The organism is Saccharopolyspora sp. NPDC047091, from assembly GCF_040643635.1.
Lineage (GTDB): Bacteria > Actinomycetota > Actinomycetes > Mycobacteriales > Pseudonocardiaceae > Saccharopolyspora_C.
On the sequence record NZ_JBEYUS010000046.1, the window covers coordinates 1 to 16,012 of the forward strand.

General features: G+C 68.2%; 14 protein-coding genes and 2 CRISPR repeat arrays. Of the genes, 10 read left to right on the forward strand and 4 right to left on the reverse strand.

Annotation, left to right across the window (positions count from 1 at the left end):
- Positions 1–88 precede the first annotated feature (88 nt).
- A CRISPR array of direct repeats spans positions 89–665; the repeat unit is 28 nt; unit sequence GGAACACCCCCGCATGCGCGGGGCCGAC.
- Positions 666–837: 172 nt separating this feature from the next.
- From cas3 to cas2e, 8 genes are all read left to right on the forward strand, one after another.
- On the forward strand, positions 838–3,651 hold the full coding sequence (gene cas3 / locus ABZ805_RS19370) for a CRISPR-associated helicase Cas3' (protein WP_358441945.1): 2,814 nt from the start codon (positions 838–840) through the stop codon (positions 3,649–3,651).
- 69 nt (positions 3,652–3,720) lie between these two features.
- On the forward strand, positions 3,721–5,394 hold the full coding sequence (gene casA / locus ABZ805_RS19375) for a type I-E CRISPR-associated protein Cse1/CasA (protein WP_358441948.1): 1,674 nt from the start codon (positions 3,721–3,723) through the stop codon (positions 5,392–5,394).
- Positions 5,391–5,987 (forward strand): type I-E CRISPR-associated protein Cse2/CasB, encoded by a 597-nt coding sequence (casB, locus tag ABZ805_RS19380; protein ID WP_358441950.1) that lies wholly within the window; start codon positions 5,391–5,393, stop codon positions 5,985–5,987. The genes casA and casB overlap by 4 nt, the downstream gene beginning before the upstream one ends.
- A gap of 31 nt (positions 5,988–6,018) precedes the next feature.
- Positions 6,019–7,152, forward strand: coding sequence for a type I-E CRISPR-associated protein Cas7/Cse4/CasC (gene cas7e, locus ABZ805_RS19385; protein ID WP_358441953.1), 1,134 nt, complete (start codon positions 6,019–6,021; stop codon positions 7,150–7,152).
- Positions 7,149–7,952, forward strand: coding sequence for a type I-E CRISPR-associated protein Cas5/CasD (cas5e, locus tag ABZ805_RS19390; RefSeq protein ID WP_358441955.1), 804 nt, complete (start codon positions 7,149–7,151; stop codon positions 7,950–7,952). The genes cas7e and cas5e overlap by 4 nt, the downstream gene beginning before the upstream one ends.
- 6 nt (positions 7,953–7,958) lie before the next feature.
- A complete protein-coding gene (gene cas6e / locus ABZ805_RS19395) occupies positions 7,959–8,696 on the forward strand; it encodes a type I-E CRISPR-associated protein Cas6/Cse3/CasE (protein WP_358441958.1) in 738 nt (245 codons plus the stop codon).
- 1 nt (position 8,697) lies between these two features.
- Positions 8,698–9,729, forward strand: coding sequence for a type I-E CRISPR-associated endonuclease Cas1e (cas1e, locus tag ABZ805_RS19400; protein WP_358441961.1), 1,032 nt, complete (start codon positions 8,698–8,700; stop codon positions 9,727–9,729).
- Positions 9,726–10,022: a type I-E CRISPR-associated endoribonuclease Cas2e gene (cas2e, locus tag ABZ805_RS19405; protein WP_358441963.1), complete on the forward strand. Its 297-nt coding sequence runs from the start codon at positions 9,726–9,728 to the stop codon at positions 10,020–10,022. The genes cas1e and cas2e overlap by 4 nt, the downstream gene beginning before the upstream one ends.
- 561 nt (positions 10,023–10,583) lie before the next feature.
- Here the strand turns inward: cas2e and ABZ805_RS19410 are convergent.
- From ABZ805_RS19410 to ABZ805_RS19425, 4 genes are all read right to left on the reverse strand, one after another.
- Positions 10,584–10,865: a hypothetical protein gene (locus ABZ805_RS19410; protein ID WP_358441966.1), complete on the reverse strand. Its 282-nt coding sequence runs from the start codon at positions 10,863–10,865 to the stop codon at positions 10,584–10,586.
- A complete protein-coding gene (locus ABZ805_RS19415) occupies positions 10,862–11,287 on the reverse strand; it encodes an NUDIX domain-containing protein (RefSeq protein WP_358441968.1) in 426 nt (141 codons plus the stop codon). The genes ABZ805_RS19410 and ABZ805_RS19415 overlap by 4 nt, the downstream gene beginning before the upstream one ends.
- A gap of 223 nt (positions 11,288–11,510) precedes the next feature.
- On the reverse strand, positions 11,511–11,816 hold the full coding sequence (locus ABZ805_RS19420; RefSeq protein ID WP_358441971.1) for a hypothetical protein: 306 nt from the start codon (positions 11,814–11,816) through the stop codon (positions 11,511–11,513).
- A gap of 716 nt (positions 11,817–12,532) precedes the next feature.
- The gene (locus ABZ805_RS19425) at positions 12,533–12,877 is read right to left on the reverse strand and encodes a hypothetical protein (RefSeq protein ID WP_358441974.1); all 345 of its coding nucleotides are present in this window, start codon (positions 12,875–12,877) and stop codon (positions 12,533–12,535) included.
- Positions 12,878–13,026: 149 nt separating this feature from the next.
- Here ABZ805_RS19425 and ABZ805_RS19430 point away from each other — a divergent pair, with 149 nt between their 5' ends.
- Positions 13,027–13,923 carry a helix-turn-helix transcriptional regulator gene (locus ABZ805_RS19430; protein WP_358441977.1) on the forward strand — a complete coding sequence of 299 codons (897 nt, stop codon included), beginning with the start codon at positions 13,027–13,029 and terminating at the stop codon, positions 13,921–13,923.
- 21 nt (positions 13,924–13,944) lie between these two features.
- Positions 13,945–14,148, forward strand: coding sequence for a DUF397 domain-containing protein (locus tag ABZ805_RS19435; RefSeq protein WP_358441979.1), 204 nt, complete (start codon positions 13,945–13,947; stop codon positions 14,146–14,148).
- Between the two features lie 158 nt (positions 14,149–14,306).
- A CRISPR array of direct repeats spans positions 14,307–14,688; the repeat unit is 28 nt; unit sequence GAACCATCCCCGCGTGCGCGGGGCCGAC.
- Positions 14,689–16,012: the final 1,324 nt, after the last annotated feature.

The window sequence follows — 16,012 nt, forward strand, 5'->3', positions numbered from 1 at the left end:
GATGCGGTGTAGTCGGGCAGCGCGTAGACCGGACCACCCGGGGCCAGCGGCGGACTCAACGTGGACGACTCCGAACCCCTGCTGCCAGGGAACACCCCCGCGTGCGCGGGGCCGACTCAACGTGGACGACTCCGAACCCCTGCTGCCAGGGAACACCCCCGCGTGCGCGGGGCCGACATGGCCGGACATGAAAGGGGCTACCGTCGTCAAGGAACACCCCCGCGTGCGCGGGGCCGACGAGACGGTGGTAACACCGCCGGTCGATTCCGTGGGAACACCCCCGCATGCGCGGGGCCGACTTGACGGAACCGACATTGCCGACGTCCGTGCGCGGAACACCCCCGCATGCGCGGGGCCGACCGCGTCGGGGACGCCGACGCGACGCCGCGACAGGGAACACCCCCGCATGCGCGGGGCCGACTGGGTGGATGCGGGCCCGGCGGTCCCACCCTGGGGAACACCCCCGCATGCGCGGGGCCGACAGAGGATGCAATGACCAGCGATGACAGCACCGGGGAACACCCCCGCATGCGCGGGGCCGACACCGCGCCGACAGCAGAGACCGTGGTAGAGCGTGGAACACCCCCGCATGCGCGGGGCCGACCGCGCCGAACGTCGGCGACCTGACCAAGGTCGAGGAACACCCCCGCATGCGCGGGGCCGACACTTCTTGACCTGCTGGTTTATCTCGTGGGGGCCTGGTTTTCATTCACTCCGTTTCGGGTGCGGTGTCGAGGTCGTGTGGTGGGTTCATGAGGTTTCGGCCTGGTTTGTCGGTGGGTTTCGCTACGGTGCGTGCGTTCAATGTTACTGCGGGGATCAGGGGTGGAGTCGCGCGTGGTGGTGGAGATCGAGGCCGGCTTGCGGCGGTGGTTGGGGGCGTTGTGGGGGAAGTCCGCGTCGCGGGGCGGTGGGCGTCGGAACTTGTTGTTGTCGCACATGCTGGATACGGCTGCGGTGGCGGAGTGCTTGTGGGATGGGTATCTGCCTGCGGTGACTCGGGAGCTTCTTGATCGTGTGGCGGGCGGCCCGGGTCGGGGTCGGCGGTTTTTCGCGTGGTTGTGCGGGATTCATGATTGTGGGAAGGCCACTCCGGCGTTCCAGTGCGTGGACGCCGACTGCGCGGCGGCGGTGTGGCACGCGGGGCTGCGGTGGGATGAGTTCAAGGTCGGGCGGGCTCGGTGGCGGCACGACAAGGCCGGTGCGGTGTTGCTGCGCAGGGTTTTGCCTGACGAGGGTTGGGTGGCGGAGCAGGTGGCGTGGGTGTGGCCGTTGGTCGCCGGGCATCACGGCCGATTTCCCGACTTGGGTGAGTTGGTGCTGCGCGGGGCGCGTTTGCGGGCGGTCCAGGTGCCGGATGCTGACTGGGCTGCGGCGCAGGCCGGGTTGGTGCGGGTGTTCACCGAAGAGGTCGGGTTCGGTGCTGTGGCGGCGGTGCAGCCGTCTTCGGTGCCGTCGCGCGCGGAGCAGTTGCAGTTGAGCGGGCTGATCGTGATGGCCGACTGGATCGCATCCCGCCTCGACGGCATCGACGAGTTGGAAGCGGTGAGCATGGACGGTGCCCGGGACCGGGCGCGTGGGGTGTGGGCGGAGTTGGGGTTGCGTGGCGGCTGGGGGAAGTTGCCGGTGCCAGGGATGGAGGTGTTCCAGGACCGGTTCGGCAGGGGGCCTCGCGCGTCGCAGTCGCTGGTGCTGGAGGTGGCGCGGAAGATGCCGGCGCCTGGGCTGATGGTGGTCGAGGCGCCGATGGGGGAGGGCAAGACCAAGGGTGCGTTGGGGGCTGCCGAAGTGTTCGCGGCGCGGTTCGGTGCGGACGGGGTGTTCTTCGGTATGCCGACGCAGGCGACGTGCGATCCGATGTTCGGGCAGGTGCGGGAATGGGTGGAGCGCATCGAGCCCGGTTTGGGCAGTCAGGTCGCGTTGTTGCACGGAAAGCGGGCGCTCAACGCGCAGTGGCGTGCTCTGCTGGACGCGGCGGCCGAGGACCCGGACGACGACTTCGGCACGATCGAGGAGGACGCGGCACTCGGCTTACCGCAGTCGGCGGGAGCAGCGGGTGAGCGTCTCGTTCCCGCGGAGTGGTTCTTGGGCCGGTTGCGGGGATTGCTGTGTCCGTTCGTGGTCGGCACGATCGACCAATTGCTGTTCGCGGCGACGCGGACCAAGCACGTGATGCTGCGGATGGCCGGTCTGGTCGGCAAGGTCGTCGTGCTCGACGAAGTCCACGCGGCCGACGTGTACATGTCGCAGTTCTTGAAGGAAGGGTTGCGCTGGCTGGGCCAAGCCGGGGTCCCGGTGGTGTTGCTGTCGGCGACCCTGCCTCCGGCTCAGCGCGACGAGTTGCTGGCCGCGTACCTCTCGGGCGCCACCGGTGAGGAGCACGAAGCGAGCGGTGTGCCGCGGGCTGCGGGCTATCCGAGCGTGACGGCGGTGTGGGCCGATGAGCACGGGAAACCTGCTCATGCGGTGGAGCACTGCGGGGGGTGGCGCGATGATCTGCGGGTGCGGGTGAGCGTCGCTGATGAATCGCCGACGGCTTCTCGGAGCAGCGGCGACTCCGTTGCCGACCTGGTGCAGGAACGCCTCACCGACGGCGGGACCGCGTTGGTCATCCGCAACACCGTCGATCGAGTGCAGGAGACCTACGTGGCGTTGCGGGCCCGGTTCGGCGCTGAGGTCGGTCTGCTGCACGGGCGCTTGTCCGCCGTCGACCGGGCCACTCGCACCGCGGACAACCTCGCACTGCTCGGTCCGGAGGAGAACCGGCGTCCGGCTCCCGGACAGCGGTGGATTCTCGTGGCTTCACAGCTTGCGGAGCAGTCGTTCGACGTCTCGGCGGACTTGCTTATCACTGATCTCGCGCCGATCGACTTGGTGTTGCAGCGCATCGGCCGGTTGCACCGCCACGCCACCTCGCGACCGGAGGCGCTGCGCGAACCTGAAGTGATCATCACCGGATTTCAGGATCGCGGGAACGAGTCACCGTGGCTGCTTCCCGCCAGCGAAGCCATCTACGGCCGGATGTTGCTGCTGCGCACCGCCGCGACGGTCTTCGCGGCCCGAGGTGGCACGTGGTCGATCCCTTCCGACGTCCCGTCCTTGGTCGCCGAGGTCTACGAAGGAACCGAGCCCGTCCCCGAAGGGTGGAGCGATGCGGAACGAGCCGCCTCGGACAGAGATCTGCGCGACCGGCGGGACCGCATCGCGAAAGCGGAGCGGTTCCTGCTCACCCGCGTCGGTCACCACGGCGGACCGACCTTGGCGGGACTGCACCGCGGCGGCGCGGGCGAGCTCGGCGAACACCAGGCCCGAGCCCTGGTCCGAGACGGTGACCCCAGCATCGAGGTCCAGCTGCTCACCCGCGATGAACGCGGCTACCGCACGATCAACGGCCGTTCCCTGGGGCTGAACGGAGATGCCAGCGCCGAAGTCCTCGACGACATCCTCGGCAGCACCGTACGGCTCCCGGCCAAGCTCACCGCAGCCGCCGAAGAGGAACTTGCTCCGCTGCCTGCCTGGCGCACCCACCCGTGGCTACGCCACAGCCGCGCACTCGTCGTCGAACACAGGGGCGCTACTGCCTTGGCGAGTTTCGACGTCAGTTATGACGGTGCTCTCGGTCTGATCGTCACCGGCACCGGCACACGATGAGTAACGAACTGACTTTTCCTGCGCTGTAAAGGATGCGCAGGAGGAGCACGTGATCAGAGGGGAGTGGTAGTGATCGGATTCAACTTGATCGATGAGCCGTGGATCCCGGTCCGGGCGCGGGCCGATGGTCGGCTGGTGAGGGTCGGGATCGAGGAGGCGTTGCTGCGGGCCGAGGAGTTCTCGGATCTGGTGGGTGATGTGCCGACGCAGGTTCCGGCGCTGTTGCGGCAGGTGTTGCTGCCGGTCGTCGCCGACGCACTGGGGTTACCGGCGACGTTCGAGGAGTGGGGGCGCCGGTTCGCCGCGCATGCGTTCACCTCGGCCGAGCAGGAGGTGTTGCGCGAGTACTTCACCGCGCATCGGGACCGGTTCGAGGTCTTCGACCAGGAGCGTCCCTTCGGCCAGGTGGCCGGGTTGCGCACGGCGAAGGACGAGACGAAGTCGACGGCGCTGATGGTGGCGACGGCGGCCTCGGGCAACAACGTGCCGTTGTTCTCCTCCCGAACCGATGCCGATGTCTACCCGCTGGCGGTGGATGAGGCGGTGCGGTGGTTGCTGCACGTGCAGTGCTGGGACACCGCCGCGATCAAGAGCGGTGCGGTCGGGGATTCCAAGGTGAAGGCGGGGAAGACGACCGGGAATCCGACGGGGCCGCTGGGACAGCTCGGTGTGCTGGTGCCGATGGGGACCTCGCTCTACGACACCTTGCTGCTGAACAGCCCGATCTTGCCCGGACCGCAGGTCGGGATGCCCCAGTGGCGCGCGGAGAAAGCGGCCTCGCCGGAGTGGGACACGCGTCCGGCGGAGGCTTTGTTGGACCTGTGGACGTGGCAGTCCCGCCGAGTCCGGTTGCTCGCGGAGGAAACCGGGGACGGGGTGCGGGTGACGCGGGTCGTGCTGTCGGCGGGGGACCGGCTGCTGGAGCTTCCCGACTACGAGCCGCATACCGCGTGGAAACCCGTGGCCGACAAGAAGGCAGCGGCCGGGGCCCGGCGCCCGCGGCGGCTTGCGTCGGGCCGGGCGATCTGGCGGGGCATGCAGGCCTTGCTGGATGTCGAGCACGCGGACCGCGAGCACACCAGCGACCTGCTGATGCAGCTGTCCGGGTTGCGGGGTGAGGGCGAGATCGACGAGGACTACCCGCTGCGCCTGGAGGCATTCGGCGCGGTGTACGGGACGCAGTCCGCGGTCGTGGAAGACCTGCTGCACGACGCGATCCCGTTGCCGATCAGCGCTCTCGACCGGGACGGGGACGTGTTCGAGCTCGTGGTCGAAGCGACCGAGCAGGCCGAGCAGCTGGAGAAGGCGATCAACGGGCTCTCGCACGAGCTGCGTCGGGCACTGCGGGCGGAACCGATCCCGTGGGACAAGGGCAACCGCCCCGGTGCGCTGGTGCTGCACGCTCTGGACCCGCTGGTCCGCCGGATGCTCGCCGGGGTCCAGACGTCCGGAGGTGATCAGGACGTGCTGCGGCGCGGTCAGCTGGCGTGGGAGCTCAAGGCCTGGGAAGCGACCCGGCGCATCGCCGATCAAGTCATTGCCGCGGCTGGGCCGGGCACGTTCGGTGGGCGGGTCATCGAGGTCGGACAGAACAAGGTGGAGACGTTGTTCTCGTTGGGCACTGCGGAGGGCCGGTTCCGCAAGCGTCTCGTGGAGGCGTTGCCCCGGGCTGCCGAGCATCGCCGTCGGGTCGTAGCCGAACGCAGAGCCGTCGATGACGAGCGGGGAGAGGAAACGGCATGACTTCTGTACGACCCCAGCGTTACTGGCACCGATTCATCGCCGATGACGGAACTTGGAGGAAGGGCTCCTCCGAGCGCGAGTACCGACCGATTCCGCAAGACCTTGCGGTCTTCCGTTCCGGCTTGGGCCGGGAAGCGGGTGCGGTGCCGAAGTTCTGGCCGTACTACACCACCGCGGTGACCGACGACGATGCCTACCGCGATCGGCTTCCCGACGAGCTGCTCGCCGAGCATGCGGCGCTGGCGCTGTTCGGTCGGCATCAGCAGAGCAAGGACACCCCGATGCACCGGCCCGGTGTCGGTCTCGGTGCGGCCTGGTTGGTGTTGCGGCGCCGTACCGACAAGTTCAGCGCGGACGCTCTGGACCGGAAACTCACGGTCGCGGCGGCGTCGACGAGCGTGCCGGTACTGCGCACCCGGTTGCGCGGGCTGATCGATCAGCTGCGCACCGTCGATCAGCCGCTGGACTACGACCGGCTACTGCACGACCTGCGGGACTGGGCGGACCCGTCCCGTCGCGATGCGGTTCGGCAGCGCTGGGCGCTGGGCTACCGCATCTGGTCCACCGAGCCCGCCACCGAACCCGAGAACTGACCTCCACCCTTCTTTCTGATCAGGAGTGATCGTGACCTCTGCACGGACCTACATCGACCTGCACGTCCTGCACACCGTGCCGCCGGCCAACCTCAACCGCGACGACAACGGTGACCCCAAGGAAGCCTTCTTCGGCGGGGTCCGCCGATCACGGGTGTCTTCGCAGGCGTGGAAGCGCGCGACCCGCGCGTTCTTCGCCGAGCGCAACCCGGACGGCGACCGGGCGACGCGGACCAAGAAGATCGCCGAACAGCTCACCCGGCGGTTGGCCGAGCGCGCCTCGCTCGACGCGGAGACCGCCGCACGGATCGCGACCTCCGCGTTGCAGCCGCTGAACATCAAGCCGGGCAAGAAGGCAGGGGAGACCGCGTACCTGCTGTTCTTCGGCCACGCCCAGCTGGACGCGGTCATCGATCTGTTCCTCGCCGACGTCGCCGAGCTGTGTGAGCTCGGTGATGAGGACCTGGCCGCACGGCTCAAGGACCTGCCGGTGCAGGAGACCCTGAACCAGGGGCACCCGCTGGATGTCGGCCTGTTCGGCCGGATGGTCGCTGACATTCCTGCCCTCAACGTCGATGCTGCGACCCAGGTCGCCCACGCCCTCTCGACCCATGCCGTCGAGCTGGAGATGGACTACTACACCGCCGTCGACGACGAGGGTGACAGCACGGGTGCAGGCATGATCGGCACTGTCGGGTTCAACTCCGCGACCCTCTACCGCTATGCCACCGTCGGTCTGCACCAGCTCGAAACCAACCTCGCCGACCCGGCCGCGGCGCGCGACGGAATCCGGCTGTTCACCGAGGCGTTCGCCCGCTCGATGCCCACCGGCAAGGAGAATTCCTTCGCCCACCACACCCACCCCACTCTCGTGGCCGTGGTGATCCGGAGGGACCAGCCGGTCAATCTGGTCTCCGCGTTCGAGAGCCCCGTGGCGAGTACCAGCGGCATCGCCGCCACCTCTGCCCGCCGCCTCGCCGAAGAGCACTCCCGCTCGGTGGCACAGTGGGGCGACAGCCCCCTATTCACCGGGGTCTGCCACACCCTGGACCCGGACTCACCCGAGGCCGGCATGGTCGGAAAGGCGTTCGGGGACAACCGCACCTTCGCCGAGCTACTCGACGCCATGCAGGCCCACCTGCCCACCGTGCAGGAGGTGGCATGAGTCCCGAGCCTTCCTCGGAGTCGTCGGTGCTGCTGCTGCGGCTGGCGGGGCCGATGCAGTCGTGGGGCGACCGCAGCTCGTTCAACCGGCGCGAAACCCGGCCCGAGCCCACCAAGTCCGGACTCGTCGGCCTGCTCGCCGCAGCGCTGGGCCGACCACGCGGGCACGACCTCACCGACCTGACGGGGTTGCGGTGCGGAGTGCGGGTGGACCAACCCGGCACCGTGCTGCGGGACTACCACACCGTCAGTGACTACCGCGGCTTACCGTTGCTGCAAGCCGGAGTTTCGGCCAAGGGCGTGCAGAAGCCGACGTCCCCGGCGAAACCGACCCACGTCACGCACCGCTTCTACCTTCAGGACGCGGTGTTCGTTGCCGCGCTGGCCGGGGAACCCGAACTCGTAGGGGCACTGGCCGATGCGGTGCGCCGCCCGGCGTTCCCTCTCGCGCTGGGACGCCGCAGCTGCACGCCGACGCAACCGCTCGTGCTCGATGTACGTCCCGGCATGCTCGAAGCCGTACTGACCAGCGAGCCCTGGCACGCCGCACGGCACGCACGTCAGGCGTACCGGCGCAGGCAGGGCGGATCCGTCGCGGAAGTGGATCTCCCGGCGACGTTCGATGACGAAGACGGCACCGATGTCGTCAACGACCTGCCGCTGTCCTTCAACGCCCGCGACCGCCGCTACAGCACCCGCCGAGTCCGCCACTCCTGGCTGACCGTGCCCACCGGCGAGACCGCCGTCGGCGGTGCGGCGGCCGCGTCCTCCCACGACCCCTTCGCCCTGCTGGGTTGGTGACCCGACATGCCCTACCTCTCCCGCATCCGCATCAACCACCTGCGCCCGGCCAGTCGACGGCTGCTGGCCAACCCGCACGTCACCCACGGTGCCGTCGTCGGGGGGCTCGCTGAGATCACCGGTACGGAACGGCCGCTGTGGCGCTGGGACACCGACCGAGCACAACGTCCCCACCTAACCGTGTGCACACCGTCCAAACCGGACTGGTCCCACATCACCGAGCAGTACGGCTGGCCCGATGCAGACGGAGACCAGGTTCTCGTCCGCGACTACAGCCCGCTGCTCGAACGCCTGGCGACCGGCCAGGAGTACGCCTTCCGCATCACCGCCAACCCCGTCCAGAACATCCCACCGTCGCAAAAGGACATCGACGAGCACCACGGAGAGAAGAAGATCCGTTCCCGCAGGGCCGGACACCGCACTGCCGGGCACCAGTGGCGCTGGTTCCTGTCCCGGTCCGAAGGGTGGGGATTCGAAGTCCCACCCGCGCCGTTGCCGCCCACCGAGCAGGACGGAGACGATCCGGCCGCGGCGGTCGATCTGCGCATCACCCACCGGCAGCGCCTCGCGTTCGACAAGAAGGGCAAGTCGGTCGTGCTGACGACTGCTTCCTTCCACGGCCGCCTGCGCATCATCGACCTCGACCGGTTCACCTACCACCTGACCACCGGGTTCGGCCCGGCCAAGGCCTACGGCTGCGGGCTGCTGACCCTTGCCCCGCTCACGTCCGGAAACGGGTGTTGAGGTGGCGGACATCTGGTGGAAAGCCCATCCGCAAGACCTGCACCGACTCACCGACCGGGTCTCCAGCGTCTACATCGAACGCAGCCACCTCGACCGCGACGAGAACGCCATCGCGATCATCAACAAGCGCGAGACCGTGCGACTTCCGGCCGCGCTCGTCGCCGTGGTGCTGCTGGGGCCGGGAACCCGCGTCACGCACGGTGCCATGCAGCTGCTCGCCGACTCAGGCACCGCGGTGTGCTGGGTCGGCGAGCAAGGAGTGCGCCTCTACGCGGCAGGGCTCGGCCCCAGCCGCGGCGCCGCCCTGCTGCAACGCCAGGCTTGGCTGGTGAGCAGGCCACCGGAGCGGTTGCGCGTCGCCCGGGCCATGTACGGCATGCGCTTCCCAGGCGAGGACGTCTCCGAACTGACCATGCAGCAACTCCGCGGCCGCGAAGGCACCCGCGTCCGCAAGCTCTACAAGCAGCACGCCGATCAACATGATCTGGCCTGGCACGGCCGCGTCTACAAGCCGGGCGACGCATTCGCCGCGGGCGACGACCTCAACCGGATGCTCTCCGCGGCGAACACCGCGCTCTACGGCATCTGCCACGCGGTCATCGTCGGACTCGGAGCCAGCCCCGGACTCGGCTTCGTGCACACCGGAGCGGCAACGTCATTCGTCATGGACATCGCCGACCTCTACAAAGCCGACTACACCATCCCGCTCGCCTTCGAACTCACCGCCGCAGGACTCGTCGAAGAACGCGATGCCCGCACCGCGCTGCGGGACCGGATCGCCGAGACGAACCTGCTGACCACGATCGTCCGCGATATCAAGACCTTGCTGCTGCCCGAAGGCGAGGAACCGCCGGACTCCGATGCCAACCACCTCTGGGACGAACACGCCGGAACCGTGGCGGGCGGGGTGAACTGGGGAGTGTTCGACGAAGACTACGACACCGAACTCGCCGAACCCGACCTTGACGACCAACACATCGCCGTCATCGGTCCCGAACTCGACACGCCCAGCCAGGGCACGGGTAGGTCATGACCATCATCATCCTCATCGCCGCACCCGAAGGGCTCCGCGGACACCTGACTCGATGGATGGTCGAAGTCCACGCCGGCGTCTTCGTCGGCAACCCCAGCCGCCGCATCCGCGACAGACTCTGGGAACTCCTCGCCGACCGCATCCGCGACGGCCAAGCCATTCTCGTCGAACAAGCACCCAACGAACAAGGCTGGGCCGTCCGCACCGCCGGAACAGACCGATGGCGCCCCACCGACTTTGATGGCCTCATCCTCTCCGCCCGCAACCGTCGCCCCCAACATGATCAACACTAGAATCGCACTAAATGAAAACCACCCCACCCGCCGATAAAACCGCAGGTCAACAAGTGTCGGCCCCGCGCACGCGGGGATGGTCCCAAGATCCAGGACCTGTTCCGGCTCAACGAGATGTCGGCCCCGCGCACGCGGGGATGGTCCCACCGACCACGCCTGGGTGTCGTCCACGACCGCGTCGGCCCCGCGCACGCGGGGATGGTCCGTGGGCCAGCGCGGCGTCGATGTCGGCGCGGACCGTGGTGACCAGGTGCAGTAGCCGGGCCTGCTCCGGCGAGTGCCTGGCGAGCTCGGTGGCCGCGCCCGGGCGTGGCTGGGTGGGCAGGCCGGGCTGCAGGTGTCGTGTCTCGTAGCACCAGACCACGAGCTGGTATCTGGTCGTGGTGTTCGCCTTGCGCATGGCGACGTTGAGGTGGGTCTTGATCGTGTTTTCGCTGCGGCCGAGCGTGTGGCCGATGCGTTCGTTGGTCAGCCCGCAGGCGACCAGGCGTGCCACGAGCAGTTGGGACGGGTTCAGCTCGGCGTCGAGGTTCAACGAGGCGTACCGGGTACGGGACGGAGTCATCGGTGCCCTCCGACGAGCTCGGGGTTGGCCCTCACCCAGGCGCGCGCTCTGCGCGCCACTTCGTCGTCGTCGAGCCAGCCTTGGGCGACCGCGACGGTAGCGATGAGGGCGTGGTCGTCGCGGGTGCCGCGCTGGTTCCCGCGGTGCACGGTGAACGCGTGGTCGGGGCGGCCCCAGCGCACGGTGATGTTCGCTGGCGGGTGGTAGTGCCAGGCACAGGGAAGCCCGTAGGTTCTGTTGGGCATAGCGAAAGCCGTTCTGCTCGTGCTCGTGGTCATGCGAAGAGCTCCTGGTAGTGCACTGATGGCGTTCGGCGGGGGTCGGCGAGGTCGGCCACGCACACCAGGTCGGCGGGTTCCAAGAGACTGACCGCGCCGCGGTGATGGACCCATTCCCCGACGGAGTCCGGGGCGTGTGCGGTGAAGACGTAGGTCGGGGTGGCCGGGCCGCCGGGGAACGACGGCGGCACCCACAGGTGCACCCGCAGCACCGGTTCCCCCGCCTCGTCGAGGCCGGTGTCCTCGTGGATGACGCGGCGTGCCGCCTCGGTCGGGGTTTCCCCGTCCCGGATGGCCCCGCCCGGTAGCCGCCATTGCGCGTCCCGGGTAGGCATCAGCAGCCATTCGTGCCCGCCTGCGCGGGTCAGCAGCGTGCACACCCGCGCGTGGATCAACGGCGGCGGATCAGGAGACATCGACATCACTTCGAGAAAATGAGGAAATAGAAGGAAAACTTGCTTGCGGGGCACCCGGCCGCACGATCGAGAATTCGTCGGGGGATCGTGCGGCCGGGCTTTTTCCGGATGGCGCTCGGGGAAGCACGCCATCCAGCCCGCCTCCGGAACCCATCGAGGGGCTCATCAAGGTCCTGGAGGAGGGGCACTCGCCGCCAGATGTTCGTCGGGGTACCGGCGGCGGAGGGAACTAGCGCTGCTGCCCGGGAAACACCCGCTCACGACCGCCAGCGGTGTCAAGGCGTGCGGGTACGGGGCAGGCGGGGGCGATTCGGTCGAGCAACTTCGCCAGCCGCCGCAGGGACGCGGCTACGCGGATGCAGTCCTCGTCGGTCGCCTGAGCACCGAGCAGAGCGACGAACAGAGCACGAAGCCGCTGCAACACCTGCTGGCCCTGCTCGAGCACCGTCTCGATATCCGGAGCCGATGACGAAGACGTGGGCAGCTCTGTCGCTGAAGACAACAGGAACACCTCGATTCGATCAAGAAAAATCACGGGGATGCGGCCACATCAGGCGGCCGAGGGGATACCCTGATCACCGGGCGTGGAAGTCCCTGGCAGGTACCAGCTGCCGGGGGCCTCCACGCCCACATTGCTGCGCGGGCACGACGGGTTCGTCGTGATGTGCGGGGAAATGCGGGGGATCTCGCCGGTCGGAGCATCGACGCTGTGCCGACCCGGTACCGGACTCCACGGCCCGGCCCGCACTGCGCGCAAGGACGCGGGCTCGCTGAACACGGAGACCTCCGCGACGCGTCCGGAAAGCGTGTCCGGCACGAACGCCGCCGCCCACTCGGCGATACCCGAGACGAACGCGCACTCCAGGCACACCACGAACCCACCCGCCCGCGGCGGATACAAGCCGGAGAACTCAGCCGTAACACCCACGCGTGCGGCACACACCGCCCCGGCCCGGTGCCACTGCGAACCCCGCACCAACCGCACCCACACCGGACCCGCCACCGCAGCTACGCGAACATCGTCAACGCCGTCACCACCAACGCCACGACAACCAGAACCAGCAAGATCACCACAGCTGACATCCCGTGAGCCTTCCCCGCTCGTTGCCGCACACCGGCGTGTGAGAACTGTCGGTCTCGACCGGCGCCACCACCGGTGCCGTACCTGTCCCATCTATTTCTCCCTTCTTCGCGAGTTCGTGCCGCACAGCGGCCGATCGGAGTCCGTGGCCGTCCGCGTCAGGTGGGCGTTCAGGAGTCCCAGACGACGTCGCGCAACTTCAGTCGCTGCGCGGTGGCTGAGCACTCACCACACCGCTTGGTGATCGACCGCGTCTTCGGAACCCGATCGTTCGGAGTTGGCAACGGCAGCGTCACCGCCGCACCGCATGCCGTCTTGATCGTGCTGTTCACGCGGTGGGTGCCCGGTGATGCGGTAACCACGTGCCGTGCCTTGCTGCCGCGCGGCACCACCCAGAACGCGGTCGACGGAGAAGCGAGTGCTTCGGCACCAGCTCCGTCCGCCCGAGTCGGCGCGGTATCGACGCTCGGCCGCCCCAGCTCTGCTGCGGCGAATGGATCAACCGTCGCCTCCATGCATGGCCTCCCAGTCGCAAGTTCGATTCGCAATGTCGTCACGATAGCGTCGCAAGTTCGATCCGACAATGCGATCGAACGGGTGGTGTTGACGTGTCGGGCACGGCTCGCTGCGCTCGGCTGCTGATCGGGATGGGAGAATGATCGGCATGCCAACTCCGACGGTCAGGCGTCTGCAGCTCGGCAACGAGTTGCGGCACCTTCGCGAACGCGCAGGTCTAGAGCTCGCTGATGCCGGCGAAGTCATCGAGCGCACCTGGGCGACGGTGAGCAAGCTCGAGAACGGCATCACCGGTATCCGGCAGAAGCCGCTGCGGGAGTTGGTCGAGCACTACGCGGAAGTGATCGGCACTGGTGCTGACGGAGCTCCGACTGACGGTGGAGAGCCGATCGATCCGGACGCGTTCTGCGAGCTGAACAAGGGTGCGGAGAACCGGGGCCGTTGGCGCGGCTACCGCTCGGCGCATCCTGCGCACTTCCGCATGGCGGTAGATCTCGAGACCGACGCCGAGTCGGTCAGCATCTACCAGACCGAGGTGGTCTACGCCTTGTTCCAGACTGAGGAGTACATGCGGTCGATGTTCGAGAACGTCCGCTACGGGGACGTGGAGACCGAGAACCGGATCAAGGCGCGGATCGAACGCCAGGCCATCCTGCGCAAGCAAGGCTCGCCGGAGATCACCGCGGTCTTGTCGGAGTCGGCGCTACGGCGCATGTACGGGAGCAGGGAGGTGATGGCCAGGCAGATGCGGCATCTCGCCGACATCGCCGAGCTGCCGTCGGTGCACCTGCACGTGCTGCCGTTCGCGGCGATCCCGTCGCTGGCGTCGTCGTTCCCGTTCGTCCACTTCCGCGTGCCCTCGGTCAGCACGAACGCTCCGCCGCTGGAGTTCGTCTACGTCGAGCAGTTCAGCAACGGGGACTATCTCGACGGAAGCACCCACGTGGGTGCCTACAATCGGTTGTGGCAGGGGTTGCTCGGGGCGGCACTTGATCCGGTGGAGTCGAGGGCCTTCGTCCTCCGGGCGGCCGACGAGTTCGACTGATCCACCTCGAAGGAGCAGGCCATGCCCCCCACCGAGAGGTTCACCGGCTGGCGCAAGGCCACCGCGAGCGAACCCAACGGCAACTGTGTCGAGGTCGCGACGGTTCCGGGGGTCACAGGTGTCCGGGATAGCAAGCTCGGCGAGGCGAGCCCGGTGTTGCCGTTCGCCGTCGACAGCTGGACGTCGTTCCTGCACGAGGTCAAGAACGGCACCTTCGACCGCTGAGCGCAGTCATGGAGAACGCCCATCCGGAGCAGTCAGCCGGGTGGGCGTTTTCGTGTCGGTGGAATTCTCTGCGGAGGTCGGTGAGCAGGTAGCTGGGGTGGTGCTCGGCGTGCGCCGAGCCGACTCGCTCCACGGCCTCGGATAGCAGCAGGTCCCGCAACCATCCCAGCGTGCTCGGGTCCGACGAGGTGATCACCTGGAACCACACATCCATCCCCGCGTGCGCGGGGCCGACTGCTGCCAGACCGGGTAACGGATGCCGCCGCGCGAACCATCCCCGCGTGCGCGGGGCCGACCTCGACCTGGACCCACTTCAACGGCCCCAACGGGAACCATCCCCGCGTGCGCGGGGCCGACGTCGAGGGTGTTCCTTTCGACAAGAGCTCCCCGGAACCATCCCCGCGTGCGCGGGGCCGACGCGTCCAGCGCGGCGCGGGCCATCCGCTCGTACGAACCATCCCCGCGTGCGCGGGGCCGACCCGTACACGCGCTCCACCCCGGTACGGGGAAGGGAACCATCCCCGCGTGCGCGGGGCCGACACTTCTTGAGCTGGTGTTTTATCTCGGGTAGGTGCCGTTTTCATTCACTCCGGATCGCGGTCCGGTGCGGAGCTTGGTTGTCGGGTTCACGGGTTCTCGGTTCGCAGTACGGCGGCGTAGACAGATGTGGGCGTTGTCGCGAAGATCACCTGACTGGGTGACCAGGAAATCCTCCCACCGTGCGACCCCATTTCGCGGGGCGCGGACGAATCCTCCCAAAATCCTCCCAAAAATCGGCACAGCCGTACCGGGAAGATCCACTGCATGATCGACACTGCAACATCAAAAAGCCCGCTGACCTGCACTTTCGTGCTAGATCAGCGGGCTTTTCAGACCGTCGGGACGGCGGGATTCGAACCCACGACCCCTTGACCCCCAGTTGCATCGGGGGTCAGCGGCATGCTCAGGTCTGTTCTTCGAGGTCAGTTCTCAGTGTACCCAGCGAAGTAAAGGAGTCCGTTTCGCTGCGTGTGTTCGTGGTGTGTGGGTCCAGAATAGCCGGTAGTCAAACGTCGAGGTGTTCGCCTGCGTAGCGGCAGTTGTGTCACTGACGAAAGTCGGTTGAGTGCCTGCTTCGGGTGTTGACGTGATTCTGCAGGTGCCGTTCGGGGGCGGGGCTGCAGAGGGACGGCCAGCTCGAGGGAAGCGGGGGAGGGTGATCACGCGGCCGGATGGTCCGATGGGTTGCGATGGTTGGACGAGCTGCACCGGAGCGAGGGACTGCTGCAGGGCCACGGTGCCGAGGGCGGCGGCGAAGCCAGTGGCGAGAGCAACAAGCAGTGCGGTCGCGGTCGCGAGAGCGCGCGGGCACCGGTGAACCATAACGCGTGGGCGGCGAGGCCGTTGATCAGTGCCAGCCAGGTGAACCCGGCGGCTGAGGGCTGCCCATGTGCTCCGGGACGCCATCGATCGTCCGCGTCGGGATCGCGAGGACGATCCCGCCGGCGCTGGGCTGCCAACCGACGAACGCGGGCGGTGCGACGCCGTCCGGTCGCGCCCAGAGCTTGGTCAGGGCGGTTCCGAAACCCATCGCGGCCGCGCCGGCGGGGCCTGCGCCGATCCTGGTGGCGTTGACGCGGCCGCGGGCCCCAGCGCGACGCGGACGACGCCGAGCACTCCGACGAGGCCCCAGCCGATCCGCCGCCCGGACAGCCGTTCGCCGAGCAGAGCCGAGGACGGCGCGGCGAAGAGCAGCGGCTGCGTTGCGGTGAGGGCCGCTGCGATGCCCCGGGAGGGGGCTCGACCGCGGTGAACAGGAGCGGGAAGTACGCGCCGATGTTCAGCGTGCCGAGGACGAACGCCTTCCAACACCAGGACGAGCGCG

What these genes read in the sequence shown, in the direction of transcription:
- casB (WP_358441950.1), top strand. Translation starts at nt 5,391, where the DNA reads ATGACTTCTGTACGACCCCAGCGTTACTGGCACCGATTCATCGCCGAT.
- cas5e (WP_358441955.1), top strand. Translation starts at nt 7,149, where the DNA reads ATGAGTCCCGAGCCTTCCTCGGAGTCGTCGGTGCTGCTGCTGCGGCTG.
- cas6e (WP_358441958.1), top strand. Translation starts at nt 7,959, where the DNA reads ATGCCCTACCTCTCCCGCATCCGCATCAACCACCTGCGCCCGGCCAGT.
- cas2e (WP_358441963.1), top strand. Translation starts at nt 9,726, where the DNA reads ATGACCATCATCATCCTCATCGCCGCACCCGAAGGGCTCCGCGGACAC.
- ABZ805_RS19410 (WP_358441966.1), bottom strand. Translation starts at nt 10,865, where the DNA reads ATGACCACGAGCACGAGCAGAACGGCTTTCGCTATGCCCAACAGAACC.
- ABZ805_RS19415 (WP_358441968.1), bottom strand. Translation starts at nt 11,287, where the DNA reads ATGTCGATGTCTCCTGATCCGCCGCCGTTGATCCACGCGCGGGTGTGC.
- ABZ805_RS19425 (WP_358441974.1), bottom strand. Translation starts at nt 12,877, where the DNA reads ATGGAGGCGACGGTTGATCCATTCGCCGCAGCAGAGCTGGGGCGGCCG.
- ABZ805_RS19430 (WP_358441977.1), top strand. Translation starts at nt 13,027, where the DNA reads ATGCCAACTCCGACGGTCAGGCGTCTGCAGCTCGGCAACGAGTTGCGG.
- ABZ805_RS19435 (WP_358441979.1), top strand. Translation starts at nt 13,945, where the DNA reads ATGCCCCCCACCGAGAGGTTCACCGGCTGGCGCAAGGCCACCGCGAGC.